The sequence below is a fragment of the Pseudomonas sp. MSSRFD41 genome (assembly GCF_014230245.1).
Lineage (GTDB): Bacteria > Pseudomonadota > Gammaproteobacteria > Pseudomonadales > Pseudomonadaceae > Aquipseudomonas > Aquipseudomonas piscis.
The window spans coordinates 381684-405913 of record NZ_JACKZK010000001.1 but is presented as its reverse complement, the minus strand read 5'-3'; the positions used below and the strand labels follow the sequence as shown (position 1 = coordinate 405913).

The following is a 24230-nucleotide window of genomic DNA, read 5'->3' as shown; positions in this document are numbered from 1 at the left end:
TGGCTTCCAGCCGGTTCCAGCGTCCCGGCCAAACAACAGACCGCACCGAATGCCGCGCATTGTAGCCGCAAGGTGGCGGGCTGACACCTAACCGATTCGATGGGCCGAGCGACGGATCAGGCCGATCACCGGCAACAGTCCCACCAGCACCAGGGTCAGGGCCGGCAGCGAAGCCCGCGCCCACTCTCCCTCACTGGTCATTTCGAAAATCCGCACCGCCAGGGTGTCCCAGCCGAACGGGCGCATCAGCAAGGTGGCGGGCATTTCCTTGAGCACATCGACGAACACCAGCAGGGCGGCGCTCAAGGTCCCGGGTAGCAGCAGCGGGAGATACACTTTGAAAAACAGTCGCGGGCCACCGACTCCCAGGCTGCGGGCGGCTTCCGGCAGTGACGGGCGGATGCGCTCCAGGCTGGTTTCCAGGGGGCCGTAGGCCACGGCGATGAAGCGCACCAGGTAGGCCAGCAACAAGGCGCAGAGGCTACCCAGCAACCAGGGTTTGCCAGCTCCGCCCAGCCAGGCGGACAGCGGGATCACCAGTTCGCGATCCAGGTAGCTGAAGGCCAACATGATCGACACCGCCAGCACCGACCCCGGCAAGGCGTAGCCCAGGTTGGCCAGGCTGACGCCCGCCTGGATGCCCCGGGTCGGCGCCAGGCGCCGGGCGAAGGCCAGCAGCAAGGCCACGCTGACCGTTATCAGGGCCGCCATGCCGCCCAGGTACAAGGTGTGGACGATCAGGCCGGCGTAGCGCTCGTCCAGATCGAAGCGCCCACGCTGCCAGAACCACGCCAGCAGTTGCAGCAGCGGAATCACGAAGGCGCAGGCGAACACCAGCAGGCACCAGCCACTGGCCGCCAGCGCCTTGAATCCCCGCAGCTGGTACAGGGCCTTGCCCCGAGGGCGCTCGTTGCCGGTACGGCTGGCGCCCCGGGCACGCCGCTCGCCGTACAGCACCAGCATCACCGCCAGCAGCAACAGGCTGGCCAGCTGCGCGGCGCTGGACAGGCTGAAGAAGCCGTACCAGGTCTTGTAGATGGCCGTGGTGAAGGTGTCGAAGTTGAACACCGCCACCGCGCCGAAGTCCGCCAGGGTCTCCATCAACGCCAGGGCCACGCCGGCGCCGATGGCCGGTCGGGCCATGGGCAGGGCCACGCGCCAGAAGGCCTGCCAGGGCGATTGCCCGAGCACCCGCGCGGCCTCCATCAAGCCCTTGCCCTGGGCCAGGAAGGCACTGCGCGCCAGCAGGTAGACGTAGGGGTAGAACACCAGCACCAGCACCAGGATGACCCCGCCGGTGGAGCGCACCCTGGGCAGCCGCAGGCCACTGCCGAACCACTCCCGCAACAGGCTTTGCACTGGCCCGGAAAAGTCCAGCAGGCCGACGAAGACGAAGGCCAGCACATAGGCCGGGATCGCGAACGGCAGCATCAGCGCCCAGTCCAGCCAGCGCCGCCCGGGGAATTCGCAGAGGCTGGTGAGCCAGGCCAGGCTCACCCCGAGCAACGTGACCCCGACGCCGACCCCGAGCACCAGGGTCAGGGTATTGCCGAGCAGGCGCGGCATCTGGGTCTCCCACAGGTGGGACCAGATCTGTTGGTCGACCGCCTGCCAGGAAAACAGCAGTACGCTCAGCGGCAGCAGGACCAGGGCCGCGACGGCAAAGACCAGGGGATACCAACGACGTTGGGCGGGATGGGCCACAAAAAACTCTCGGGCAGATTGAACAGACAAAAATACTGGTGCAAGACACGCGTGGCGAGGGAGCCGCCCCAAGGGTTGCAGACCCACTCCGACAGTTGACTCACGAAATCAGGGTTTGCCAGCGCCGCGCGCTGAAGCGGGAGCACGCTCCCTCGTCACAAAAAGCTGGGCCGCGAAAGAAAACGCCCCGCAAAAGCGGGGCGCAGTATAACGGTAGGCTCAGTTCCAGCCAGCGCGGTCCATCAGGCGGATGGCCTCGGCCTGGCGCTTGCCGGCGATTTCCACCGGCAGGGTATCGGCCACGAACTTGCCCCAGCTGGCGACTTCGGCGGACGGCGCCACCGCCGGGTTGGCCGGGAACTCCTGGTTGACGTCGGCGAAGATCTTCTGCGCTTCAGGGGTGGTCATCCATTCCACCAGCGCCTTGGCGGCCTCCGGATGCGGTGCATGCTGGGTCAGGCCGATTCCCGACAGGTTGACGTGCACTCCGCGATCGCCCTGGTTCGGCCAGAACAGCTTCACCGCCAGGTTCGGTTTCTGCTTGTGCAGGCGGCCGTAGTAGTAGGTGTTGACGATACCCACGTCGCACTGGCCGGCGTTGATGGCTTCCAGCACGGCGATGTCGTCGGAGAACACATCGGTGGACAGGTTGTTGACCCAGCCCTTGAGGATTTCCTCGGTCTTGTCCGCGCCGTGGGTCTCGATCAGGGTGGCGGTCAGCGACTGGTTGTAGACCTTCTTCGCAGTGCGCAGGCACAGGCGGCCTTCCCATTGCTTGCCGGCCAGGGCCTCGTAGGTGGTCAGCTCGCCCGGCTTGACCCGCTCGGTGGAGTAGGCCAGGGTCCGCGCCCGCAGGCTCAGGCCGGTCCAGGCGTGGCTGGAAGAGCGGTATTGCAGGGGAATGTTGCTGTCGATGACCTTGGAGATGAAGGGCTGCAGGATGCCCATCTGCTCGGCCTGCCAGAGGTTGCCGGCGTCCACGGTCAGCAGCAGGTCGGCGGTGGCGTTCTCGCCCTCGGCCTTGATGCGCTGCATCAGCGGCGCTTCCTTGTCGGTGATGAACTTGATCTTCACCCCGGTCTTCTGGGTGTAGGCATCGAACACCGGCTTGATCAGCTCGTCGATACGCGAGGAGTAGACCACCACTTCGTCGGCGGCCTGGGCGGTGCCGGCGATGAGGGTGAGTGCCAGGGCGGTCAGTAGACGCTTCGGTGCCAACATGGGAGCAGTCTCTCGTATGCAAAGTGAGGCGAAATGATAAGGACTCCCATTTGCTGGCTCAACCGAACCCGGAGCCGAGGAGTAACCAGATGTTGCGCGGGCAGCCTTGCTCTGTGCGGCGGCGCCTGCTCGTCATCGTCAGGCACCTCCCTGGACCCGGATCACTCGGCCCGGGCCAGCTCCGGCAGGTCGCCACTCAGGCCCAGTGCCTGGCGCACGAACAGGGCCTTGGCCTCGGGCATCTGGTCGACCACCTTCAGGCCGGTGTTGCGCAGCCAGCGCAGCGGCAGCGGATCGGCCTGGAACAGCCGCTCGAAGCCCTCCATGGCGGCCATCAGCGCCAGGTTGTGGGGCATGCGCTTGCGCTCGAAACGGCTCAGCACCTTGACCTCGGCCAGGCGCTCGCCACGTCCGGCGGCCTCCAGCAACACCTGGGCCAGCACCGCGGCATCGAGGAACCCGAGGTTGACCCCCTGCCCCGCCAGCGGATGGATGGTATGGGCCGCATCGCCGATCAGCGCCAGGCCCTCGGCCACGTAGCGCTTGGCATGGCGCTGGCGCAGCGGCACGCAGAGCCGTGGATCGGCGCCAAGCACCTGGCCCAGGCGCCCTTCGAAGGCCCGCTCCAGCTCGGCGCAGAAGCCTGCGTCGTCCAGGGCCATCAGGCGCTCGGCCTCGGCGGGCGTGGTGGACCAGACGATGGAGCACCAGTCGTGCTGGCCATCCCGCACCAGGGGCAAAAAGGCCAGCGGGCCGGTGTCGGTGAAGCGCTGCCAGGCCGTCAGTTGGTGGGGCTGGCTGCTGCGCACGCTGGTGACGATGGCGTGGTGCAGGTAATCCCACTCCCGCGTAGCGCAACCGGTGAGGCGGCGCACCGCCGAGTTGGCACCGTCGGCGGCCACCACCAGCGGCGCCCGCAGGCTCCGCCCATCGGCCAGGGTCAGCAGCCAGTCGTCGCCGGAGCGGCGCATCTGCTCCAGCCGGGCATTGGCCAGCAAACCGATGTCGCACTCATGCAGGCGTTCGAGCAAGGCATCCTGGACCACTCGGTTCTCGACGATATGCCCCAATACCTCGGCATGCACGCTGGCCGCCGAGAAGTGGATCTGGCCGGTGCCGCTGCCATCCCAGACCTGCATGTCGCGGTAGGGACTGCTACGGCGCCGGGCAATGCCGTCCCAGGCGCCGAGGCGCTGCAGGATCCGCTGGCTGGCCGCCGACAGGGCACTGACCCGGGGCTCGAACGGCGCCTGCTGGTCGAAAGGCTTGACACTCAGGGATCCACCGTCGAGCAGCAGCACTTCCAGGCCGCTGCCCTGCAACGCCAGGGCCAGGGCACTGCCGACCATGCCGGCTCCGACAATCAGCACATCTGCGCGCATTTCCATGCTTTAGGCCTGTCTCGCTTGCGGCTTGAGCCGCACATAAAGGGTTTTGTCGACCCGCGCCACCAGGGTGCCGGAGCCATCGTGAATCTCGACCTGCAACTGCGGCAGGTACTTTTCTCCGCCAGCGGTGTGCTGGCGGATCTGGTCGATCAGGGCCTGGTCGATGCTGAACCGGGCGAACACCGGGCCCTTGCCCGGTGCGATGAAGTCGATGGCCGCGGCCTTGTCCCAGACGATGTAGTCGCGTCCCAGGTTTTCCATCAGCATCAACATGAAGAACGGGTCCACCATCGAATACAGGCTGCCGCCGAACTGGGTGCCGACCATAGTTGCGGTTGTACCAGCCCAGGCCCATGGACACCCGGACCTCGCGAAAGTCTGCGGCGATATGGCGAATCCGTACTCCTGCGCCGAAGTAGGGCGGGTACAGATTCAACACCCAACGCAACAGGCGTGCCTTGCCGACACGCCGGGCCAACCCGTCACGCATCCGGGCGAACACCCAGGCCCATGGCCTGGCGGGCGAACCAGCGCTTGGCCGGCGGCAGCAGGTCCAGGCCGAGCAAGCCGAGGTTGCGCCCTAGCGACAGCAGCGGTAGCTTGCTGCCGAACAGCCGCGTGACCTGGTCGGAGAAGCCTACGGTCAGGTCCTGGTCGAGGCGCTGGCGCTCGCGATAGGCCTGCAGCACCGAGAAGTCGCCCGGCGCGCGTTCGCTGCCGAGCAGGGCATCGGCGAGGGCCTGGGCATCGCGCAGGGACAGGTTGAATCCCTGGCCGGCGATCGGGTGCAGGCTGTGGGCGGCGTTGCCCAGCACCACCAGGTGCGGGCGCACTTGTTCCTCGGCCTCCACCAGAGAGAGCGGATACAGGTGCCGGGCGCCCACTTGCTTGAGAGTGCCCAGGCGATAACCGAACACTCCCTGCAATTCGCTGAGAAAGCTGCGTTCGTCCAGCTCGGCCAGGCGCTGGGCGTCCATGCCCTGGCGGGTCCAGACCAGCGCGCAACGGTTTTCCGGCAGCGGCAACAAGGCCATGGGCCCGTCGTCGGTGAAACGCTCGAAGGCCATGCCGCCATGGGCTTCGCTGGGGGTGATGTTGGCGATCAGCGCACTCTGGTTGTAAGGGCGCTTGCGAACCCCGATGCCCAGTTGCTCACGCAGGCTGGAGCGGCCGCCATCGGCCAGCACCGCGAGGTCGCACTCAAGGGTGGTCTCGTCATTCAGGGTCAGGCGGTAGCCGCCTTCCAGGGGCTCCAGGCGGGTGACCTCGGCCGGACAGCGCCAGCTGATCACGTCCTGGTCCAGCCCTTGCCACAGGCACTGGCCGAGCCAGGCGTTCTCCACCACGTAACCCAGGGCCGGGACGCCCTCTTCCATGGCCGACAGCCGCGCCGTGGAGAAACGACCACGGTCGGACACATGGATCTGCTTGATCGGCTCGGCGCGCCGGGAGATTGCCTGCCACAGGTCCAGGCGCTGGTAGATCTGTCGCGCGCCGAAGGACAGCGCCGAGGAGCGCGCGTCATAGCTGGGCTGGAAACTGTCGCCAGGAGCGAAGGGTTCGATCAGCACGATCTTCCAGCCCCGGGCCTTGGCCCCGGCTTGCAGGGCCAGGGCCAGGCTGGCGCCGACCAGGCCGCCACCGATGATGGCGAGATTGACCCGACTCATGACGCCTGGCCCCGGGCGGCGGCCATCAACGCCTCGATCTCGGCCACGCTCTTGGGCACGCCGCCTGTCAGAATTTCACAGCCCTGCTTGGTCACTACCACGTCGTCCTCGATGCGCACGCCAATGCCGCGCCACTTCTTCGCCACTTGCTGGTTGTCCGGGGAGATGTAGATGCCCGGCTCCACGGTCAGCGCCATGCCGACCTCCAGCACCCGCCACTCGCCGCCGACCTTGTACTCGCCGACATCGTGTACATCCATGCCCAGCCAGTGCCCGGCACGGTGCATGTAGAACGCCTTGTAGGCTTCGCTGGCGATCAACTCGTCAACATTGCCTTCCAGCAGGCCCAGCGTCACCAGGCCGGCGGTGATCACCCGGACCGTCGCTTCGTGAGCCTGGTTCCAGTGCTTGTCCGGGGCGATCTCGGCGAAGGCGGCCTCCTGGGCGGCCAGCACCAGCTCGTAGATCGCCTTCTGCTCCGGCGAGAACCGACCATTGACCGGCCAAGTGCGGGTGATGTCGCTGGCATAGCAGTCGATTTCGCAGCCGGCGTCGATCAGCACCAGGTCACCGTCCTTGAGCACGGCATCATTCTGCTGGTAGTGCAGGATGCAACCGTTGCGCCCGGCCGCGACGATGGACCCGTAGGCCGGCATCTTCGCCCCGCCCTTGCGGAACTCGTAGTCCAGCTCGGCCTCCAGGCTGTACTCATGCAACCCTGGACGACTGGCCTGCATCGCCCGGATATGCGCCTGGGCGGAAATCCGCGCGGCCTCGCGCATCACCTTCACTTCCGCCGCCGATTTATACAGGCGCATATCGTGCAGCAGATGATCCAGGGCAACGAATTCGTTCGGTGGCTGGGCGCCCAGGTGGGCCTTGGAACGGATCACGTTGATCCACTCCATCAGGTGCCGGTCGAACTCGGGGTTGCTGCCCATGGCCGAATAGACCCGGTCACGCCCCTCGATCAGCCCCGGGAGGATGTCGTCGATGTCGGTGATGGGAAAGGCATCGTCCGCGCCATAGTCGCGGATCGCCCCCTCCTGGCCCGCCCGCAGGCCATCCCAGAGCTCGCGCTCGGCATTGCGCTCGCGGCAGAACAGCACGTACTCGCCATGCTCGCGACCGGGCATCAGCACGATCACCGCCTGGGGCTCGGGAAAGCCGCTGAGGTACTGGAAGTCGCTGTCCTGGCGGTAGACGTGCTCCACGTCGCGATTGCGAATGGCCACGGCCGCCGCCGGCAGGATCGCGATGCTGTTGGGCTCCATCTGCGCCATGAGCGCCTTGCGGCGCCGGCTGTATTCAGCTTTCGGGATATGGATCATGGGCAGGCCCGGTCCCTGTCAGGTCAATGCAGAGAAGGCTTGGCAGCCGGTGCGCCGGCCTTGTTGGTTTCGGTGAACAGCAGCAGCGGCGCGACCCGCAGGTACTCCATCACTTCCATGTAGTCGTTCTCACCGTCGTCGGATTCTTCCAGCGCGTCCTGGACCTGGGCGATGGCTGCAAGGTCCTGCAACACTTCCGTACCTTCGGTGCTCAGGGCACTGCTGTCGCGGAAGTTGAGGCCGAAACCGGAGAGGAAACCCTGGCACCACTGGCCAAGGGCGGTGGCACGCTGGGCCAGCGGAGCATCGTCGCTGGGCAGCAGCAGGACCACGGTCATGTCGTCGCTGGTGAGCTCGCCCTTGACCATTTCCTGCAGGCCGATCAAGGCGTTGCGTACGTTTTCCTGAGGTTCGCCTTCGAGCAGCTCGGCAGCGTCCACCAGCCAGCCGTCGACTTCAAAGCCGGCGCCGGCGCAACTGCGCCCCAGCAACAGGCCATGCAGCTCGGCGGGAGAAACAGAATGACCGCTGCTGCTGAGCAGGGTGGCGAAGGCATCGTAAGGGGAGTTCTGAATGGGCATGGGCAGCTAGGCGCCAAGCGGCGCAATGTCTAGAATGAAGGCCTTGTATCGTAGGGCGTGTCATCATTCATTGCCAGCGTCGCGTTGTGCCCTGCGCCCCGTCACAACGGTCCGCGGGGCCTTGGGTGACGGACAGTTTGCCGAGCGGACAGCACCGGATGCGCCGGGGCTGTCCCGCCAGTTGCCACTCATCAGATCAAATTCAGTGGGACACAATGGAAGACACCGACCTGCACGCACTGATGGCCAGACTCGAACTGCTGATTACCCGGGTCGAGCAACTAAAGAGTCAAAACGCACTCTTACTAGCTCAGGAAAAGACCTGGCGCGAGGAACGCGCGCACCTCATTGAAAAAAACGAAATCGCCCGGCGTAAGGTCGAATCGATGATTTCGCGCCTCAAGGCCCTGGAGCAAGACTCATGAGTTCAAGCAATAGCGTTACCGTGCAGATCCTCGACAAAGAATATTCGATCATCTGCCCCCAGGAAGAACGCAGCAATCTGGTGAGCGCCGCCCGTTACCTGGACGGCAAGATGCGCGAGATCCGCAGCAGCGGCAAGGTCATCGGCGCCGACCGGATCGCAGTCATGGCCGCCCTCAACATCACCCACGACCTGCTGCATCGCCAGGAGCGCCCGGACGTGCAGGCCAGCGCGACCACCCGCGAACAGGTACGCGACCTGCTGGAGCGGGTCGACCTGGTCCTGGCGACAGAATCGGACGCAAGCAAGGCTGATTCCTGACAGCGGTTGCGTTATACTCCCGCCACTCCCTGGGGTGCTTGCCAGTTGGCGATGTCCCTGAGCCGATTTGCACTACCCTGGAAGTTGCACGTTGGGCTGGTGTGCATGTCCGCTAGACGGAAAGCCTTAAAGCCTGCTGCATCTCCCGCCTTGAACTCTCGGGTTCAAGGGCTAAGTCGACAGCGGTTCGCCTGGGGAGCCTGAATCATCGATCAATGCCAGTTATCCATGCTGGCATTGGTTTTTCCGGGTAGGCTGTCCTGCCATCCCGACTTGCAAAGCCTCCTCCATGACCGAACCTGCGCTGCCCTCCCGCCCGCAACTTCGCCGCATGCTGCGTAAAGCCCGTCGCTCCCTGACACCCGCCCAGCAGCGCCAGGCCGCCCGTGGCTTGTATCGGCAACTGGCGCAGGATCCGGTATTTCGCCGTGCGCGGCATCTATCGCTGTACCTGCCCACCGACGGTGAAATCGACCCGCGCCTGCTGTTGCGCGCCGCCCAGCGCCGGGGCAAGGCCACCTACCTGCCGGTCCTCAGCGCCTGGCCCCGGACCAAGATGGTCTTCCAGCGCATTCGTCCGGGCGAGCAGCTGCGGCTCAATCGCTTTCGCATTCTCGAACCCAGGATCAATGTCGCCCGCCAGCGCAAGGTCTGGGCCCTGGACCTGGTGCTGTTGCCGCTGGTGGGGTTCGATGAAGAGGGAGGACGCCTAGGGATGGGCGGTGGATTCTACGACCGCAGCCTGGCCTATCTGGCGCGCCGGAAAACATGGCGCAAGCCGAAGCTGCTGGGGCTGGCCCATGAATGCCAGAAAGTCGGAAAACTGGATCAGGCCAGCTGGGATGTGCCGCTGCAGGGCACGGTGACCGATCGGGAATGGTACGGCGCCCGCTAGGCGCCGCATTCTATCGACGCTGACTCAGCGCTTGAGGGGTTGCTGCTGTTGTGCGATCTCGACCGGAGCATCGGTCTTGCTGGCCCATAGGCTCTGTGCATAACCGGTGGTCACAACGCCCAAACCGAACAAAATAACCAAAATCCATAGCAAATCCGGTTGGCGTTTCATCGATTGCCCCCCCTCAGGCAAATCACACACGCTGGCGGCACGGCATCCATAACAAGCCATGCGGCAGCGTCAAGCTTAAAATCCCGGCATTTTGCGATAACGTGAACCGACACGCAAATGCTGGCGTCAACCGACCGTCGGTTTGTCATAAAATTGCCAGATCACCCGTTCATCCACCTTGTCGGAGGGCAAGCGCATGGCCTATTGGCTGATGAAATCCGAGCCGGACGAGCTCTCCATCGAAGGCCTGCAGGCACTCGGCCAGGCACGCTGGGATGGTGTGCGCAACTACCAGGCGCGCAACTTCCTGCGGGCCATGGCCGAGGGCGACGAGTTCTTCTTCTACCATTCCAGCTGCCCCGAGCCGGGCATCGCCGGGATTGGCCGGATCGTCAAGGCCGCCTACCCCGACCCCACCGCCCTGGAGCCGGACAGCGTCTATTTCGATCCCAAGTCCAGCGCCGAGAAGAACGCCTGGAGCGCTATCGACGTGGCCCATGTGCAGACCTTCGGCAAGGTCCTGCGCCTGGATTACCTCAAGCAGCAAGCGGCCCTTGCCGAGATGCCCCTGGTGCACAAAGGCAGCCGCCTCTCGGTGATGCCCGTAACCGCCGAGCAGTGGGCGGCGGTACTTGCCCTGCGCTGAGCCCCGCGCACGCCATGGCCATGCAAGCCATGGCAGCGTTGCCGGTTTTTTGTCACGTCCACCATGCAGCCCGCAAACATTGAGGTTAGGCTAGCGCCCTTTATATTTGACGAGCATCAAGCGGCCCAGGCTTGAGGTTCGTCAGACTAGGACGCTATAGCCGCAGGACGCAGACCCCATGTCGAAGAACCGCCGTTCCTCCCGTGTTTTCGCTGTTTCCCTCTTGATCCTATTGCTCGCCGCCGGTGGTTTTGGCTATTGGAAATCCCTCCAGGACCGCCTGCCAGAAGGCTTGAGCATGGGCAACGGCCGCCTGGAAGCCACCGAGGTGCAGATCGCCAGCAAGATCCCGGGACGCCTGGCCGAGGTGCGGGTCCATGAGGGCGACAAGGTGCTCCAGGGCCAACTGCTGGCACGCATGGATACCCGGACCCTGGAAGCCCAGCGCGCCCAGGCCGAGGCCGAAGTGGCCAGGGCCCGGGAAAACCTCTCTGCCGCCGAAGCCAATGTGCAGTTGCGCCAGAGCGAACTGCTACTGGCCAACCAGGAACTCAAGCGCTCCCAGGAGCTGTTCCGTCGCGGCTTCGCCAGCCAGCAGATCATCGACCAGCAGCAAGCCCGCCTGAGCACCGGCAACGCGGCCGTGTTGGCGGCCCAGGCCCAGGTCGCCTCGGTCAAGGCCGCCATCGGCGCCGCCCAGGCCCAGGTGGCCCAACTCATCAGCGAAATCGACGACAGCAGCCTGCGCGCGCCCATCGACGGCATCATCCAGCTGCGCCTGGCCGAACCTGGCGAGGTCCTGGGCGCGGGTGGCCGGGTGCTGTTGCTGATCGATCCCAACGACCAGTACATGAACCTCTACCTGCCCGCCTCCGTCGCCGGTCGCCTGACCGTGGGCGATGAAGCGCGCCTGTTGCTCGACGGCCTGCCCAACCAGCCACTGCCGGCGAAGATCAACTTCGTCGCGGCCAAGTCCCAGTTCACCCCCAAGGAAGTGGAGACCCGCGACGAACGCCAGAAACTGGTGTTCCGGGTCAAGGTGCGCCTGACCCAACCCGCCGCCGTGCCACAAGCCAAGCCGGGCATGCCCGGTGCCGGCTACGTGCGCACCGCACCCGTGGACTGGCCGGCTAACCTGCAATGAGCGGCCTGGCGCTGCAAGCGACCGGCATCGCTCATCGCTATGGTCCGCAACAGGCCCTGGTCGATATCGCCTTCAGCCTGCCGGCAGGCACCCGTTGCGGCCTGATCGGCCCGGACGGCGCCGGCAAGTCGAGCCTGCTGGGGCTGATCGCCGGGGTCAAGAAACTCCAGCAGGGCCAGCTCCAGGTGCTCGGTGGCGACATTACCCAGCGGCGCCACCGCAGCAGCCTCTATCCGCGCATCGCCTTCATGCCCCAGGGCCTGGGCGGCAACCTGTACCCCGAGCTGTCCATCAGCGAGAACATCCGCTTCTTTGCCACCCTGTTCGGCCTGCCCGCCAAGGAATGCGCGCAACGCATGCACAGCCTGCTGCTGGCCACCGACCTGCTGCGCTTCGCCGAGCGCCCGGCCGGCAAGCTGTCAGGCGGGATGAAACAGAAGCTCGGCCTGTGTTGCGCGCTGATCCACGAGCCGGACCTTTTGATCCTCGACGAACCGACCACCGGCGTCGACCCGCTCTCGCGCCGACGCTTCTGGGAACTGGTGGAGAACGTGCGCCAGCAACGGCCACAGCTGACGCTGCTGGTGGCCACCGCCTACATGGAGGAAGCCGAGCAGTTCGAGCATTGCCTGATGCTCGATCGCGGCCGGCTGATCGCCCAGGGCCTGAGCCAGGAGCTGGCCAAGGTCACCGCCAGCGGCAAGCTGGACGACGCCTTCACCCACTTCCAGGGCGACGGCGGCCAGGACCATCCGCCGCTGGCGATCCCGCCCCGCTCCGGCGCCAACCAGGACATCGCCATCGAGGCCCATGAACTGACCCTGCGCTTCGGCGACTTCACCGCCGTGAACAAGGTCAGCTTCGCCATCGGCCGGGGGGAGATCTTCGGCTTCCTGGGCTCCAACGGCTGCGGCAAGACCACCACCATGAAGGTCCTCACCGGGCTGATGCCGGCCACCGAGGGCAGCGCCAAGCTGCTGGGCAACCCGGTGAACGCCAAGGACCTGGCCACCCGCAAGCGGGTCGGTTTCATGTCCCAGAGCTTCTCGCTGTACGGCGAGCTCAGCGTGCGCCAGAACCTGGAGCTGCACGCTCGGCTGTTCGACTTGCCCTGGGACCAGAGCGGCCCGCGCATCGAGGAACTTATCCAACGCTTCGACCTGGGCGCAATCGCCGGACAGCAGTCCGGCGCCCTGCCCCTGGGTTTGCGCCAGCGCCTGTCGCTGGCGGTGGCGGTGCTGCACCGGCCGGAAGTGCTGATCCTCGACGAGCCCACGTCCGGGGTCGACCCGGCGGCCCGCGACGACTTCTGGCGCCTGCTGGTGGAGCTGTCCCGGGAACAGGGCGTGACCATCTTCCTGTCCACCCACTTCATGAACGAAGCCCAGCGCTGCGACCGCATTTCCCTGATGCACGCCGGCAAGGTACTGGCCTGCGATACCCCAGAGGCGCTGCAGCGCCAGTACGCCGGCGAGACCCTGGAAGCGGCCTTCGTGCGTTGCCTGGAAGACGCCCAGGGCACCCCGGACACTCCACCTCCCGCCCAACCGGAACCAGCAGCCCCGGCCGCGGCCAGCGCCCCCGTGCGCTCGGGCCTGAGCCTGGCGCGGTTGCTGGCGGTGGCCACCCGCGAAGGCAAGGAACTGCTGCGCGACCGGGTGCGCCTGGGGTTCGCCCTGCTCGGAGCGATCTTCATGATGGTGATCTTCGGCTACGGTATTTCCCTGGATGTGGAGAAGCTGGCCTTCGCCGTCTACGACCAGGACCAGACCCCACAAAGCCGCGCCTACCTGGAAGCCTTCCGCAGCTCACGCTACTTCGAGGAAAAACCAACGATCCGCAACGCCGCCGAGCTGCACCGACGCCTGCAACGCTCGGAGATCAAGCTGGCCCTGGAAATCCCTCCCGGCTTCGGCCGCGACCTCTATGCCGGGCGCCAGCCCGTGGTCGCCGCCTGGCTCGACGGTGGCATGCCGTTTCGCGCGGAGACCAGCCGCAATTATGTCGAGGCGGTGCACCAGGGCAACCTCGAACTGCTGGCCGAACACAGCAGCCTGCCGCGCAACTCGCGGCCTGCGGCCAAGCTGGAAACCCGCTTCCGCTACAACCAGGACGTGATCAGCGTGAACGCCATCGGCCCCGGCGTCATGGCGCTGATCCTGGCGTTCATCCCGGCCATGCTCACCGCCTTGGGCATCGTCCGCGAGAAGGAGTTGGGTTCGATCACCAACTTCTACGCCACGCCGCTGACGCGCCTGGAATTCCTCCTGGGCAAGCAGGCGCCCTACCTGGCCGTCAGCCTGATCAACCTGGGGTTGCTGGTGGCCATGAACCGCTGGTTGTTCGGCGTACCGTTCAAGGGCAGCGGCCTGACCCTGGCCCTGGGCGGGGTGCTGTACGTGCTGGCCACCACCAGCATGGGCCTGCTGATCTCAGCCTTCACCCGCACCCAGATCGCGGCGATCCTGGGCACCATGATCATCACCAGCCTGCCGACCATCCAGTTCTCCGGGCTGATCGTGCCGCGCTCGTCCCTGGACGGTTCGGCGGCGGTCATGGGCCAGCTGTTCCCCGCGGGCTACTTCCTCGACATCGCGGTCGGCACCTTCACCAAGGCCCTGGACGTGCGTGAACTCTGGCCCCAGTGCCTGGCGCTGGTGGGGTTCTTCCTCGGCTTCACCGGGCTGAGCCTGGTCATGTTGAAAAAGCAGGAGGTCTGATGAACCGGTTTGCCCATATCCTGCGCCTGGGCCTCAAGGAACTGACGAGCCTGCGCCATGACAGCGTGCTGCTGCTGTTCCTGATGTACGCCTTCACCGTGGCCATCTACTTGCCAGCCGCCGGTTCGGTGATCGGCGTGCACAACGCCAGCGTGGCGCTGGTGGACGAGGACCACAGCGCACTGTCGCGCCTGCTGGGAGAGTCCCTGCAACCGCCGGAATTCCAGGCCCCGGCAACCCTGCCCTACGACCGGCTGGACGCAGTGCTGGACAGCGGGCAGTACACCTTCGTGATCAACGTCCCGGCCAACTTCCAGAACGACCTGCTGGCCGGGCGCCAGCCGGCGGTGCAGGTCAACGTCGACGCCACCGCCATGAGCCAGGCCTTCATGGGGGCGGGCTACATCGGCCGGATCTTCCAGCGCGAGCTGCTCGACTACGCCGGCCAAGGGGACGCCCCCGCCAAGGCCCCGGCCCTGCTGACCACCCGTGCACTGTTCAACACCAACCTGCAGGGCGGCTGGTTCCTCGCGGTGATCCAGATCGTCAACAACATCACCATCCTGGCCATCGTGCTCACCGGCACCGCGCTGCTGCGCGAACGCGAGCACGGTACCCTCGACCACTTGCTGGTGCTGCCGCTCACGGCCCTGGAGATCATGCTGGCGAAAATCTGGAGCAACATGCTGGTGGTGGTGCTGTGCACCTGGATATCGCTGGAGGTGATCGTCAAGGGCCTGCTGGGCGTACCGCTGGCCGGTTCCCTGGGCCTGTTCCTGATGGTCACCGCGCTCTATCTGTTCGCCAGCACGGCCCTGGGCATCTTCCTCGCCACTTTGGCCCGCTCGACCCCGCAGTTCGGCTTGCTGGCGATCCCGGTGATCATTCCGATGCTGCTGTTATCCGGCGGCAGTACACCGCTGGACAGCATGCCGCAGTGGTTGCAATGGGTGATGCAGGGTTCGCCGTCGACGCATTTCGTCAGCTTGAGCGCGGCGATCCTGTTCCGCGACGCCGGCGTCAGCGTGGTCTGGCCCGACCTGCTGGCCCTGGGCGCGATCGGCCTGGCGTTCTTCGCCATCGCCCTGGCGCGGTTTCGCAAGAGCCTGGCGTCCTGAGGTTGCCTCGGGACGCCGACATGCAGGAGCGAAGCTTGTTCGCGATCAGCCGTCAGGCTGGAATTTGGCGGGGGCCGCGATAGCGCTATCGCGGGCAAGCCTCGCTCCTACGGATCGAGCATTACTGGATGATCAGGTTGTTGAACAGCAGGTCCTCGACCACCGGTTTGCCGGTCTCGTCGTTCATCACCTGTTGCACCTGCTTGAGGGCTTCCTGGCGCAGTTTTTCCTTGGCCTCGACATTGTTCATGGTCTCGGCAGTCTGCAGGGCGAACAACGCCACCAGCTGGTTGCGGATCAACGGCTCGTTGGCCTTGACCGCCTGGGCCGCCGGATCGCCGGTCACCCGCAGGGCCACGTCGGCCTTGTAGACCTTGAGCTTGGGACCGCCATCCAGGCCGTAGTTGCCCACGAAGGGGGGGTTCAGGCTGATATAGCTGACTTTCGGCGCTTCGCCTTCTTTAGCCTCTTCGGCCATCGCTGCCACGGGCAGGGAGAGGGCCAGCAGCAACATGATCCACGCTTTCACAATTCGCTCCTTAATCCGGTTTGCGGCCTAGCATAAAGGCCCGCCAGCCTGAGCCCAAGCACAAGCTTATGGCTGGCTATCAGGGCCGGGCATGCTCGTTGACCACCTGGTTCACGCTCCTACACTTATCGGCCACCACTCCCAAAGGAATAGCCCTGATGAAAGCCGTGCTGTGCAAAGTGTTCGGCCCCGCCGAAACGCTGGTGCTGGAAGAGGTCGCAAGCCCAGTGCCGAAGAAGAACGAGATCCTGCTGGACGTGCATGCCGCCGGGGTCAACTTCCCGGACACCCTGATCATCGAGGGCAAGTACCAGTTCAAGCCACCGTTCCCCTTCTCCCCCGGTGGCGAGGCGGCCGGCGTGGTCAGTGCAGTGGGCGAGAAGGTCAGCCATCTCAAGGCCGGCGACCGGGTCATGGCGCTGACCGGTTGGGGCAGTTTCGCCGAGCAGGTGGCGGTGCCGGGCTATAACGTGCTGCCGATTCCCCAGGCCATGGACTTCAACACCGCCGCGGCCTTCAGCATGACCTACGGCACCTCGATGCACGCCCTCAGGCAACGGGCCAACCTACAGCCCGGCGAAACCCTGCTGGTGCTCGGCGCCTCGGGTGGCGTCGGCCTGGCGGCGGTGGAGATCGGCAAGGCCATGGGCGCGCGGGTGATCGCCGCCGCCAGCAGCGCCGAGAAACTCGCGGTGGCCAAGGCCGCCGGTGCCGACGAGCTGGTCAACTACAGCGAGGCCAGCCTCAAGGACGAGATCAAGCGCCTGACCGGCGGCAATGGCGCCGATGTGATCTACGACCCGGTGGGCGGCGACCTGTTCGACCAGGCCATCCGCTCCATCGCCTGGAACGGCCGGCTGCTGGTGGTGGGTTTCGCCAGCGGGCGCATCCCTGAACTGCCGGTGAACCTGGCCCTGCTCAAGGGCGCTGCGGTGGTGGGCGTGTTCTGGGGCTCCTTCGCCCAGCGCCAGCCCCAGGACAACGCGGCGAACTTCCAGCAACTGTTCGCCTGGCACGCCGAAGGCAAGCTCAAGCCCCTGGTGTCCCAGGTCTATCCCCTGGCCGAGGCGGCCCGGGCCATCGACGACCTCGGCCAGCGCAAGGCCGTGGGCAAGGTGGTGGTGCAGGTACGCTGAGCCGCCAGGAGCTGCGTCCTCAGCAGGCCTTGCAACGCTTGAGCCGCGCCTCCAGGTTGCGATCCGGCATGGCGTGGCTGCGCAGGGCCTGGACAGTCTGCTCGACATAGTCGCGGGTGGTGCCGTACCGCCCACAAGCGCTTTCGAACACCTGGTTCAGCACGTGGTCCGGCAGGTTGCCGGCGTAGCTGGGCAGGTGCCGCTCCAGCACGAACCCCAGCGCCTGGACCTGGTTACCATCTTCGAGGCGGCAGTTGAGCCAGTGCGGGCGGTAGGAGGGATAAGGCATTTCCCGCTGCCACAGGGCATACAGCGAATCTTCCAGGCACTCCTCCGACAATCGGTAGGCAAAACCACTGCAGGAGCCGCCACGGTCCAGGCCGAAGACCAGGCCCGGCCGCTCGGGGGTTCCCCGGTGCTCGTGGGACCACAGGTACAGGCCTCGGTGATAGCCATGTACCCGCCCGCGTACCCGCTCGACCGCCGAACACTCAGGGCGCCAGATCAGCGAACCATAGGCGAACAACCAGACCGGCCCACCCTGGTGCCTGGCCATAGTGGCTTGCATGGAGCTGCGCAGTTGTTCGTGGGTCAGCTGCGGCCCGAGATCGAGCCGCGGAGGGTAAGCCAGGTTCAGGTAGCTGGATTCAAGGGCGGTCATGGCGAATAGCGTTCAGCTCCCCGCGAAAAAGAAGTTACTTAATAGAACGCCCGGCAGTAACTACAAGACACATGAGTTACAAGACAAGTTAAGTAAAAACAACTAAGGCCACTTAACTTTAAGGACAGGTATATAACCTACCGATATTTATCAAATTAGATAAATATCGATAGGCTATATAGCAAGTTATAACGTGCAGAGCAGGGTCGGCAGGATCAGGAACGCGGGGCGTAGGCGAATACATCCGCGCGCATCTGGTGGGCGTCCATGCCGGCGCTCACCAGGGCGTCGAGGGTGGCATAGATCATTGCCGGCGAACCGCTGGCATAGACATGCACCGACGACAGGTCGTCGATGTCCTCGCGCACGGCCTCATGCAGCATGCCGCAGCGCCCTTCCCAGCCACACAGGTCGCTGACCACCTTGTGCAGGTAGAGGTTGGGCAGTTGCTGCCACTGATCCCAGTGCTCCAGCTGGTAGAAGTCCTCGGGCCGGCGTACCCCCCAGTACAGGTGCACCGGGTGCTTGAAACCCTTGGCCCGGCAATGCTCGATCAGGCTGTGCATCTGCGCCATGCCGGTACCGGCGGCGATCAGCACCAGCGGGCCATCGGGCAGCTCGGCCAGGTGGGTGTCGCCAAACGGCAGCTCGACCCGTGCCATGCCGTTGCGCTGCAGTTGTTCCATCAGGCTTTGCGCGCTGTTTTCCCGGGCCAGCACATGCAGCTCCAGTTCACGCCCGCAGTGAGGCGCCGAGGCCAGGGAAAACGCCGACTTCTCGCCGTTGTCCCGCTCCAGCAGCAAATATTGGCCGGCGTGGTAGCGCGGTGGCTTGCCCGCCGGCGCCCGCAGCCGGACACGCCAGACATCACCGCCGACTTCCAGGCATTCAACGAGCTGACACGACAGGCTGCGCACCGGCAACTCTCCCAGCGCAAGGACGCCGTCCCACAACACTATGCAATCTTGCAGCGGCTCCGCGATACAAGTGTAGAGCTCGCCGTGGTCACGCACATCGCCGGCCTGCCGCACACTGCCTTCCACCAACAGGGCGGCGCAGACGTGGCAGTTGCCATTGCGGCAACTCTGGGGGCAGTCATAGCCCAGGCGCCTCGCCGCATCGAGAATACGCTCGCCGGGCAGTGTCTCTAGCACTGCTCCGGAGGGCTGCAAGGTTACACGCATCAATCTATTCCTAATTGATTCCAGATGGCATCGATCCGGCGGGTGACCGCCTCATCCTTGACGATGACCCGCCCCCACTCTCTGGTGGTTTCTCCAGGCCACTTGTGAGTGGCGTCCAGCCCCATCTTCGAGCCCAGGCCGGATACCGGCGAGGCGAAGTCGAGGTAGTCGATCGGGGTGTTGTCGATCATCACCGTGTCGCGCTTGGGATCCATGCGCGTGGTGATGGCCCAGATCACGTCGTTCCAGTCCCTGGCGTTGATATCGTCGTCGGTGACGATAACGAACTTGGTGTACATGAACTGTCGCAGGAACGACCACACGCCGAGCATTACGCGCTTGGCGTGGCCCGGGTACTGTTTCTTCATGGTCACCACCGCCATGCGGTACGAGCAGCCCTCGGGCGGCAGGTAGAAGTCGGTGATCTCCGGGAATTGCTTCTGCAGGATCGGCACGAACACTTCGTTCAGCGCCACGCCGAGGATCGCCGGCTCATCCGGCGGACGCCCGGTGTAGGTGCTGTGGTAGATCGGCTTGGTGCGATGGGTGATGCGTTCCACGGTGAACACCGGGAAGCTGTCCACTTCGTTGTAGTAGCCGGTGTGGTCGCCGTAGGGGCCTTCCGGGGCCGTTTCACCCGGATGGATCACGCCCTCGAGGATGATCTCGGCGGTAGCCGGGACCTGCAGGTCATTGCCACGGCACTTCACCAGCTCGGTGCGGTTACCCCGCAGCAGGCCGGCGAAGGCGTACTCGGAGAGCGTGTCCGGCACCGGGGTCACGGCGCCGAGGATGGTGGCCGGGTCGGCCCCCAGGGCCACGGAGACCGGGAACGGCTGGCCCGGGTGCTTTTCGCACCACTCGCGGTAATCCAGCGCGCCGCCACGGTGGCTCAACCAGCGCATGATCACCTTGTTGCGCCCAATCACCTGTTGCCGATAGATGCCCAGGTTTTGCCGGTCCTTGTTCGGTCCGCGGGTCACCGTCAGGCCCCAGGTGATCAGTGGCGCCACGTCGCCCGGCCAGCAATGCTGGATCGGCAACTGCGAAAGGTCGACATCGTCGCCCTCGACCACCACCTCCTGGCACACCGCGTCCTTGACTACCTTCGGCGCCATCGACACGACCTTCTTGAAGATCGGCAGCTTGGACCAGGCATCCTTCAGGCCCTTGGGCGGCTCGGGCTCCTTGAGGAAGGCCAGCAGCTTGCCGATCTCGCGCAATTCATCGGTGGACTCGGCGCCCATGCCCATGGCCACCCGCTCGGGGGTGCCGAACAGGTTGCCCAGCACCGGGATGTCGAAACCCGTGGGTTTTTCGAACAGCAGCGCCGGGCCCTTGGCGCGCAGGGTGCGGTCGCAGACTTCGGTCATTTCCAGGACAGGAGAGATGGGAACCTGGATGCGCTTGAGTTCACCGCGCTGTTCCAGGCCACGAATGAAGTCGCGCAAATCGCGATACTGCATGCAAGAGCCTCGTGTTGGCCGTATCGGTCGGGGTGCAGAGTGTAGCGCCGTTCAGGCCGCAATGGCCAAAGTGCAGACAGCAAAAAGCCGGGTTGCCCCGGCTTTCGCTCGACCCGCCGATGTTACTTGCGCTTCATCGACAGGAAGAATTCATCGTTGGTCTTGGTCTGCTTCAGCTTGTCGACCAGGAACTCGATGGCGGCGACTTCATCCATCGGATGCAGCAGCTTGCGCAGGATCCACATGCGCTGCAGCTCGTCGTCGGCCGTCAGCAGCTCTTCGCGGCGGGTACCGGACTTGTTGATGTTGATGGCCGGGAATACGCGCTTCTCGGCGATGCGACGGTCCAGGGGCAGTTCCATGTTGCCGGTACCCTTGAACTCTTCGTAGATCACTTCGTCCATCTTCGAGCCGGTCTCGACCAGCGCGGTGGCGATGATGGTCAGCGAGCCGCCTTCCTCGATGTTCCGCGCGGCGCCGAAGAAACGCTTGGGTTTCTCCAGGGCGTGGGCATCGACACCACCGGTCAGGACCTTGCCAGAGCTCGGGATCACGGTGTTGTAGGCACGGGCCAGGCGGGTGATGGAGTCCAGCAGGATCACCACGTCCTTCTTGTGCTCGACCAGGCGCTTGGCCTTCTCGATCACCATCTCGGCCACTTGCACGTGGCGGGTTGGCGGCTCATCGAAGGTGGAGGCAACCACTTCGCCGCGCACGGTGCGCTGCATCTCGGTCACTTCTTCCGGACGCTCGTCGATCAGCAGGACGATCAGGTGGCACTCGGGGTTGTTGCGGGTGATGTTGGCCGCGATGTTCTGCAGCATGATCGTTTTACCCGCTTTCGGCGGAGCGACGATCAGGCCGCGCTGGCCCTTGCCGATCGGGGCGCACAGGTCGATGACACGGCCGGTGAGGTCTTCGGTGGAGCCGTTGCCGGCCTCCATCTTCAGGCGATCGTTGGGGAACAGCGGGGTCAAGTTCTCGAACAGGATCTTGTTCTTGGCGTTCTCGGGGCGGTCGTAGTTGATGGTATCGACCTTGAGCAGCGCGAAGTAGCGCTCGCCTTCCTTCGGAGGGCGGATCTTGCCAACGATGGTGTCACCGGTGCGCAAGTTGAAGCGACGGATCTGGCTTGGCGACACATAGATATCGTCCGGCCCGGCCAGGTAGGAGGCATCGGAGGAGCGAAGGAAGCCGAAGCCGTCCTGGAGGATCTCCAGCACGCCATCACCGGAGATTTCCTCACCGCTTTTCGCGTGCTTTTTCAGCAGGGAGAAAATCACGTCCTGCTTGCGCGAACGGGCCATATTTTCTATGCCCATCTGTTCGGCCAATTCGAGCAGTTCGGTAATCGGCTTTTGCTTGAGTTCAGTCAGATTCATATAGGAATGACGTAATCATTTATAGAGGGGGAAATTAAGCTTTTGGCTTAATGAGGCCGCGCCGCGGAGAAGGCGACAGGATCGCGTACTTATTCGAAAAGGAGAGCGTCGGCGACGGCTTGCAGGGGGCATTGGAGAAACCAGTGCGGGGCCGAATGTAACACCTGAGTTTCGGAGCGTCTAGCCCTCAATTACGAAAAAGCCCCGCATTTTGCGGGGCCTTTTCTAACATGCTGAAACCCAGGTTCAGATGTTGGCGTCGAGGAAAGCCGCCAGTTGCGACTTCGACAGCGCACCGACCTTGGTGGCTTCGACGTTACCGTTCTTGAACAGCATCAGGGTCGGGATACCACGTACGCCATGCTTGGCCGGGGTTTCCTGGTTCTCGTCGATGTTCAGTTTGGCAACGGTGAGCTTGCCCTTGTAGGTCTCGGCAATTTCGTCCAGAACCGGAGCGATCATTTTGCATGGACCGCACCACTCAGCCCAGTAGTCGACCAGTACAGCGCCCTCGGCCTTGAGTACATCGGTCTCGAAGCTGGCGTCGCTGACGTGTTTGATGAGATCGCTGCTCATGGAATTCTCCAGGTTGTAAGCAAAAAAACGTGGCCCATCATATCTGCCCTTCCTGCGTTCAGGAAGCCGCAGCTGATTGACTCTCACTATGGTGCCCCTTGAGTTTGGGTATAGCTCAGCCTGGCGCAAAGCGAGAATTCCGCGCCTGCCTATAAAAGCCGAGACATCTTCGCGCGGCATCTCCTATTAATGTCGTCGAGGCCGTCATATGTGCCTTTCGGCGCGTTCCAGGCGCCCCCCGGACATTCCTGCGCGCGGATATCGACCGGATGAGCGGTAGCACCAGCGCGCTCAAGTCCCTCATGGTGCATCCGGGAATATCGGCTGGTGCAGGGTTTCATGCGATGCATCAACGCATTGGCCACTGCGCGTTGGCGCGAGCCGTTGATCGTGGCAGGATGGCGAGGTTATCGACCGAGACCCCCAGCCATGCCCCAATCCCAAGCCAAGAATCTGTCCCTGATCGCCGCGATCGATCTGGGCTCCAACAGCTTTCACATGGTCGTGGCCAAGGCCCGGAACGGTGAAATCCGCATTCTCGAGCGGTTGGGTGAAAAGGTTCAGCTAGCTGCCGGCATCAATGAAGAGCGCCAGCTCAACGAAGAATCCATGCAGCGCGGGCTCGACTGCCTCAAGCGTTTCGCCCAGCTGATCAACGGCATGCCCCAGGGCACCGTGCGCATCGTCGGCACCAACGCCCTGCGCGAAGCCCGCAACCGCGGCGAGTTCATTCGCCGGGCCGAGGAGATCCTCGGTCACCCGGTGGAGGTCATCTCCGGGCGTGAAGAAGCGCGCCTGATCTACCTCGGGGTTTCCCATACCCTCGCCGACACCCCCGGCAAGCGCCTGGTGGCCGACATCGGCGGCGGCAGTACCGAGTTCATCATTGGCCAGCGCTTCGAGCCCCTGCTGCGCGAAAGCCTGCAGATGGGCTGCGTGAGCTTCACCCAACGCTATTTCCGCGACGGCAAGATCACCCCGGCCCGCTATGCCCAGGCCTATACCGCCGCACGCCTGGAAATCATGAGCATCGAACATGCGCTGCATCGCCTGACCTGGGATGAAGCCATCGGCTCCTCCGGCACCATTCGCGCCATCGGCCTGGCCCTCAAGGCCGGCGGCCAGGGCAGCGGCGAAATCAACGTCGAAGGCCTGGCCTGGCTCAAGCGCAAGCTGTTCAAGCTCGGCGACGTCGACAAGATCGACTTCGAAGGCATCAAGCCCGACCGCCGGGCCATCTTCCCGGCCGGCCTGGCGATCCTCGAGGCGATCTTCGATGCCCTGGAACTGCAGCGCATGGATCACTGCGAAGGCGCCCTGCGCGAAGGCGTGCTCTACGACCTGCTGGGCCGTCATCACCATGAAGACGTCCGCGAACGCACCTTGGGCTCGCTGATGGAGCGCTACCACGTGGACCTGGAACAGGCTTCGCGGGTCGAAGGCAAGGCCTTGCGCTCCTTCGACCAGGTGGCGGCCGACTGGGACCTGGAAGACGGCATCTGGCGCGAGTTGCTGGGCTGGGCCGCCAAGGTGCATGAAGTGGGCCTGGACATCGCCCACTACCACTACCACAAGCACGGCGCCTACCTGATCGAACACTCGGACCTAGCTGGCTTCTCCCGCGAGGACCAGCAAATGCTGGCCCTGCTGGTACGCGGTCACCGGCGCAACATTCCCAAGGAGAAGTTCGCCGAGTTCGGCGACGACGGCATCAAGCTGATCCGCCTCTGCGTGCTGCTGCGCTTCGCCATCCTGTTCCACCACATCCGCGGTACCCAGCAGATGCCCCAGGTGCAGCTCAGCGCCAACGGCGACCAGCTGGACGTGAAGTTCCCGGCCAACTGGCTGGATGAAAACCAGCTGACCCAGGCGGACTTCGCCCTCGAGGCCGAGTGGCTGACCCGGGTCGGCATCGTACTCAACGTCAGCTGAGCCCAGCGTCGGGCAAACAAAAAGGCCAGC

At 64.6% G+C, this 24230-nt stretch carries 22 protein-coding genes, 1 other RNA gene and 1 pseudogene; 10 read left to right on the top strand and 14 right to left on the bottom strand.

What is annotated here, in order from left to right:
• Positions 1–87: 87 nt before the first annotated feature.
• The 7 genes and pseudogenes from H7A76_RS01935 to H7A76_RS01905 form a co-directional block, all read right to left on the bottom strand.
• Complete coding sequence (locus H7A76_RS01935; protein ID WP_185696956.1) at positions 88–1704, bottom strand: ABC transporter permease; 1617 nt, start codon at positions 1702–1704, stop codon at positions 88–90.
• A gap of 219 nt (positions 1705–1923) precedes the next feature.
• The gene (locus H7A76_RS01930) at positions 1924–2925 is read right to left on the bottom strand and encodes an extracellular solute-binding protein (protein ID WP_185696955.1); all 1002 of its coding nucleotides are present in this window, start codon (positions 2923–2925) and stop codon (positions 1924–1926) included.
• A 161-nt stretch (positions 2926–3086) separates the two neighbouring features.
• Positions 3087–4307 carry a 2-octaprenyl-3-methyl-6-methoxy-1,4-benzoquinol hydroxylase gene (locus H7A76_RS01925; protein ID WP_185697251.1) on the bottom strand — a complete coding sequence of 407 codons (1221 nt, stop codon included), beginning with the start codon at positions 4305–4307 and terminating at the stop codon, positions 3087–3089.
• 9 nt (positions 4308–4316) lie between these two features.
• Positions 4317–4803: pseudogene (locus H7A76_RS01920) on the bottom strand (DUF4442 domain-containing protein).
• Positions 4796–5983, bottom strand: coding sequence for a 2-octaprenyl-6-methoxyphenyl hydroxylase (gene ubiH / locus H7A76_RS01915; protein WP_185696954.1), 1188 nt, complete (start codon positions 5981–5983; stop codon positions 4796–4798). Before ubiH ends, H7A76_RS01920 begins: the two are co-directional and overlap by 8 nt.
• Positions 5980–7314, bottom strand: coding sequence for a Xaa-Pro aminopeptidase (gene pepP, locus H7A76_RS01910; RefSeq protein ID WP_185696953.1), 1335 nt, complete (start codon positions 7312–7314; stop codon positions 5980–5982). The genes ubiH and pepP overlap by 4 nt, the downstream gene beginning before the upstream one ends.
• A 23-nt stretch (positions 7315–7337) precedes the next feature.
• Entirely contained in the window at positions 7338–7895 is a 558-nt protein-coding gene (locus H7A76_RS01905) for a YecA family protein (RefSeq protein WP_022641750.1), read from the bottom strand.
• Positions 7896–8110: 215 nt separating this feature from the next.
• Here H7A76_RS01905 and H7A76_RS01900 point away from each other — a divergent pair, with 215 nt between their 5' ends.
• The 4 genes from H7A76_RS01900 to H7A76_RS01885 all read left to right on the top strand — a co-directional run bounded on the left by H7A76_RS01900 (position 8111) and on the right by H7A76_RS01885 (position 9535).
• Complete coding sequence (locus H7A76_RS01900; protein WP_011064144.1) at positions 8111–8320, top strand: TIGR02449 family protein; 210 nt, start codon at positions 8111–8113, stop codon at positions 8318–8320.
• Positions 8317–8640 carry a cell division protein ZapA gene (locus H7A76_RS01895; RefSeq protein ID WP_185696952.1) on the top strand — a complete coding sequence of 108 codons (324 nt, stop codon included), beginning with the start codon at positions 8317–8319 and terminating at the stop codon, positions 8638–8640. Before H7A76_RS01900 ends, H7A76_RS01895 begins: the two co-directional genes overlap by 4 nt.
• 23 nt (positions 8641–8663) lie before the next feature.
• Positions 8664–8842, top strand: a non-coding RNA gene (gene ssrS, locus H7A76_RS01890) — 6S RNA.
• An 87-nt stretch (positions 8843–8929) separates the two neighbouring features.
• Positions 8930–9535 (top strand): 5-formyltetrahydrofolate cyclo-ligase, encoded by a 606-nt coding sequence (locus H7A76_RS01885; protein ID WP_185696951.1) that lies wholly within the window; start codon positions 8930–8932, stop codon positions 9533–9535.
• Positions 9536–9559: 24 nt separating this feature from the next.
• Here H7A76_RS01885 and H7A76_RS01880 read toward each other — a convergent pair whose 3' ends face one another.
• A complete protein-coding gene (locus H7A76_RS01880; RefSeq protein WP_164485043.1) occupies positions 9560–9706 on the bottom strand; it encodes a hypothetical protein in 147 nt (48 codons plus the stop codon).
• A gap of 196 nt (positions 9707–9902) precedes the next feature.
• On the opposite strand from H7A76_RS01880, the gene H7A76_RS01875 reads away from it, so the two are divergent.
• The 4 genes from H7A76_RS01875 to H7A76_RS01860 all read left to right on the top strand — a co-directional run bounded on the left by H7A76_RS01875 (position 9903) and on the right by H7A76_RS01860 (position 15334).
• Positions 9903–10352, top strand: a complete 450-nt coding sequence (locus H7A76_RS01875) for an EVE domain-containing protein (RefSeq protein WP_022641755.1) — start codon at positions 9903–9905, stop codon at positions 10350–10352.
• A gap of 178 nt (positions 10353–10530) precedes the next feature.
• On the top strand, positions 10531–11496 hold the full coding sequence (locus H7A76_RS01870; RefSeq protein ID WP_022641756.1) for an HlyD family secretion protein: 966 nt from the start codon (positions 10531–10533) through the stop codon (positions 11494–11496).
• Positions 11493–14216, top strand: coding sequence for a ribosome-associated ATPase/putative transporter RbbA (gene rbbA, locus H7A76_RS01865; protein ID WP_185696950.1), 2724 nt, complete (start codon positions 11493–11495; stop codon positions 14214–14216). The genes H7A76_RS01870 and rbbA overlap by 4 nt, the downstream gene beginning before the upstream one ends.
• Positions 14216–15334 carry an ABC transporter permease gene (locus H7A76_RS01860; RefSeq protein ID WP_185696949.1) on the top strand — a complete coding sequence of 373 codons (1119 nt, stop codon included), beginning with the start codon at positions 14216–14218 and terminating at the stop codon, positions 15332–15334. Before rbbA ends, H7A76_RS01860 begins: the two co-directional genes overlap by 1 nt.
• A 121-nt stretch (positions 15335–15455) precedes the next feature.
• Here H7A76_RS01860 and H7A76_RS01855 read toward each other — a convergent pair whose 3' ends face one another.
• Complete coding sequence (locus H7A76_RS01855) at positions 15456–15863, bottom strand: flagellar basal body-associated protein FliL (RefSeq protein ID WP_185696948.1); 408 nt, start codon at positions 15861–15863, stop codon at positions 15456–15458.
• A 158-nt stretch (positions 15864–16021) separates the two neighbouring features.
• Between H7A76_RS01855 and H7A76_RS01850 the strand changes: the two genes are divergently transcribed.
• Complete coding sequence (locus H7A76_RS01850; RefSeq protein WP_185696947.1) at positions 16022–16999, top strand: NADPH:quinone oxidoreductase family protein; 978 nt, start codon at positions 16022–16024, stop codon at positions 16997–16999.
• A 19-nt stretch (positions 17000–17018) separates the two neighbouring features.
• Here H7A76_RS01850 and H7A76_RS01845 read toward each other — a convergent pair whose 3' ends face one another.
• From H7A76_RS01845 to trxA, 5 genes are all read right to left on the bottom strand, one after another.
• The gene (locus H7A76_RS01845) at positions 17019–17660 is read right to left on the bottom strand and encodes a gamma-glutamylcyclotransferase (RefSeq protein WP_185696946.1); all 642 of its coding nucleotides are present in this window, start codon (positions 17658–17660) and stop codon (positions 17019–17021) included.
• 215 nt (positions 17661–17875) lie between these two features.
• Entirely contained in the window at positions 17876–18844 is a 969-nt protein-coding gene (locus H7A76_RS01840) for a CDP-6-deoxy-delta-3,4-glucoseen reductase (protein ID WP_185696945.1), read from the bottom strand.
• On the bottom strand, positions 18844–20310 hold the full coding sequence (gene ubiD / locus H7A76_RS01835; RefSeq protein ID WP_185696944.1) for a 4-hydroxy-3-polyprenylbenzoate decarboxylase: 1467 nt from the start codon (positions 20308–20310) through the stop codon (positions 18844–18846). Before ubiD ends, H7A76_RS01840 begins: the two co-directional genes overlap by 1 nt.
• 122 nt (positions 20311–20432) lie before the next feature.
• Positions 20433–21692, bottom strand: a complete 1260-nt coding sequence (gene rho / locus H7A76_RS01830; protein WP_022641764.1) for a transcription termination factor Rho — start codon at positions 21690–21692, stop codon at positions 20433–20435.
• A gap of 246 nt (positions 21693–21938) precedes the next feature.
• Positions 21939–22268 (bottom strand): thioredoxin TrxA, encoded by a 330-nt coding sequence (gene trxA, locus H7A76_RS01825; RefSeq protein WP_044465682.1) that lies wholly within the window; start codon positions 22266–22268, stop codon positions 21939–21941.
• A 429-nt stretch (positions 22269–22697) separates the two neighbouring features.
• On the opposite strand from trxA, the gene ppx reads away from it, so the two are divergent.
• Positions 22698–24200 carry an exopolyphosphatase gene (ppx, locus tag H7A76_RS01820; RefSeq protein WP_053133736.1) on the top strand — a complete coding sequence of 501 codons (1503 nt, stop codon included), beginning with the start codon at positions 22698–22700 and terminating at the stop codon, positions 24198–24200.
• Positions 24201–24230 lie beyond the last annotated feature (30 nt).

What these genes read in the sequence shown, in the direction of transcription:
- H7A76_RS01930 (WP_185696955.1), bottom strand. Translation starts at nt 2,925, where the DNA reads ATGTTGGCACCGAAGCGTCTACTGACCGCCCTGGCACTCACCCTCATC.
- H7A76_RS01925 (WP_185697251.1), bottom strand. Translation starts at nt 4,307, where the DNA reads ATGCGCGCAGATGTGCTGATTGTCGGAGCCGGCATGGTCGGCAGTGCC.
- ubiH (WP_185696954.1), bottom strand. Translation starts at nt 5,983, where the DNA reads ATGAGTCGGGTCAATCTCGCCATCATCGGTGGCGGCCTGGTCGGCGCC.
- pepP (WP_185696953.1), bottom strand. Translation starts at nt 7,314, where the DNA reads ATGATCCATATCCCGAAAGCTGAATACAGCCGGCGCCGCAAGGCGCTC.
- H7A76_RS01905 (WP_022641750.1), bottom strand. Translation starts at nt 7,895, where the DNA reads ATGCCCATTCAGAACTCCCCTTACGATGCCTTCGCCACCCTGCTCAGC.
- H7A76_RS01900 (WP_011064144.1), top strand. Translation starts at nt 8,111, where the DNA reads ATGGAAGACACCGACCTGCACGCACTGATGGCCAGACTCGAACTGCTG.
- H7A76_RS01895 (WP_185696952.1), top strand. Translation starts at nt 8,317, where the DNA reads ATGAGTTCAAGCAATAGCGTTACCGTGCAGATCCTCGACAAAGAATAT.
- H7A76_RS01885 (WP_185696951.1), top strand. Translation starts at nt 8,930, where the DNA reads ATGACCGAACCTGCGCTGCCCTCCCGCCCGCAACTTCGCCGCATGCTG.
- H7A76_RS01880 (WP_164485043.1), bottom strand. Translation starts at nt 9,706, where the DNA reads ATGAAACGCCAACCGGATTTGCTATGGATTTTGGTTATTTTGTTCGGT.
- H7A76_RS01875 (WP_022641755.1), top strand. Translation starts at nt 9,903, where the DNA reads ATGGCCTATTGGCTGATGAAATCCGAGCCGGACGAGCTCTCCATCGAA.
- H7A76_RS01870 (WP_022641756.1), top strand. Translation starts at nt 10,531, where the DNA reads ATGTCGAAGAACCGCCGTTCCTCCCGTGTTTTCGCTGTTTCCCTCTTG.
- rbbA (WP_185696950.1), top strand. Translation starts at nt 11,493, where the DNA reads ATGAGCGGCCTGGCGCTGCAAGCGACCGGCATCGCTCATCGCTATGGT.
- H7A76_RS01860 (WP_185696949.1), top strand. Translation starts at nt 14,216, where the DNA reads ATGAACCGGTTTGCCCATATCCTGCGCCTGGGCCTCAAGGAACTGACG.
- H7A76_RS01850 (WP_185696947.1), top strand. Translation starts at nt 16,022, where the DNA reads ATGAAAGCCGTGCTGTGCAAAGTGTTCGGCCCCGCCGAAACGCTGGTG.
- H7A76_RS01845 (WP_185696946.1), bottom strand. Translation starts at nt 17,660, where the DNA reads ATGACCGCCCTTGAATCCAGCTACCTGAACCTGGCTTACCCTCCGCGG.
- H7A76_RS01840 (WP_185696945.1), bottom strand. Translation starts at nt 18,844, where the DNA reads ATGCGTGTAACCTTGCAGCCCTCCGGAGCAGTGCTAGAGACACTGCCC.
- ubiD (WP_185696944.1), bottom strand. Translation starts at nt 20,310, where the DNA reads ATGCAGTATCGCGATTTGCGCGACTTCATTCGTGGCCTGGAACAGCGC.
- rho (WP_022641764.1), bottom strand. Translation starts at nt 21,692, where the DNA reads ATGAATCTGACTGAACTCAAGCAAAAGCCGATTACCGAACTGCTCGAA.
- trxA (WP_044465682.1), bottom strand. Translation starts at nt 22,268, where the DNA reads ATGAGCAGCGATCTCATCAAACACGTCAGCGACGCCAGCTTCGAGACC.
- ppx (WP_053133736.1), top strand. Translation starts at nt 22,698, where the DNA reads ATGCCCCAATCCCAAGCCAAGAATCTGTCCCTGATCGCCGCGATCGAT.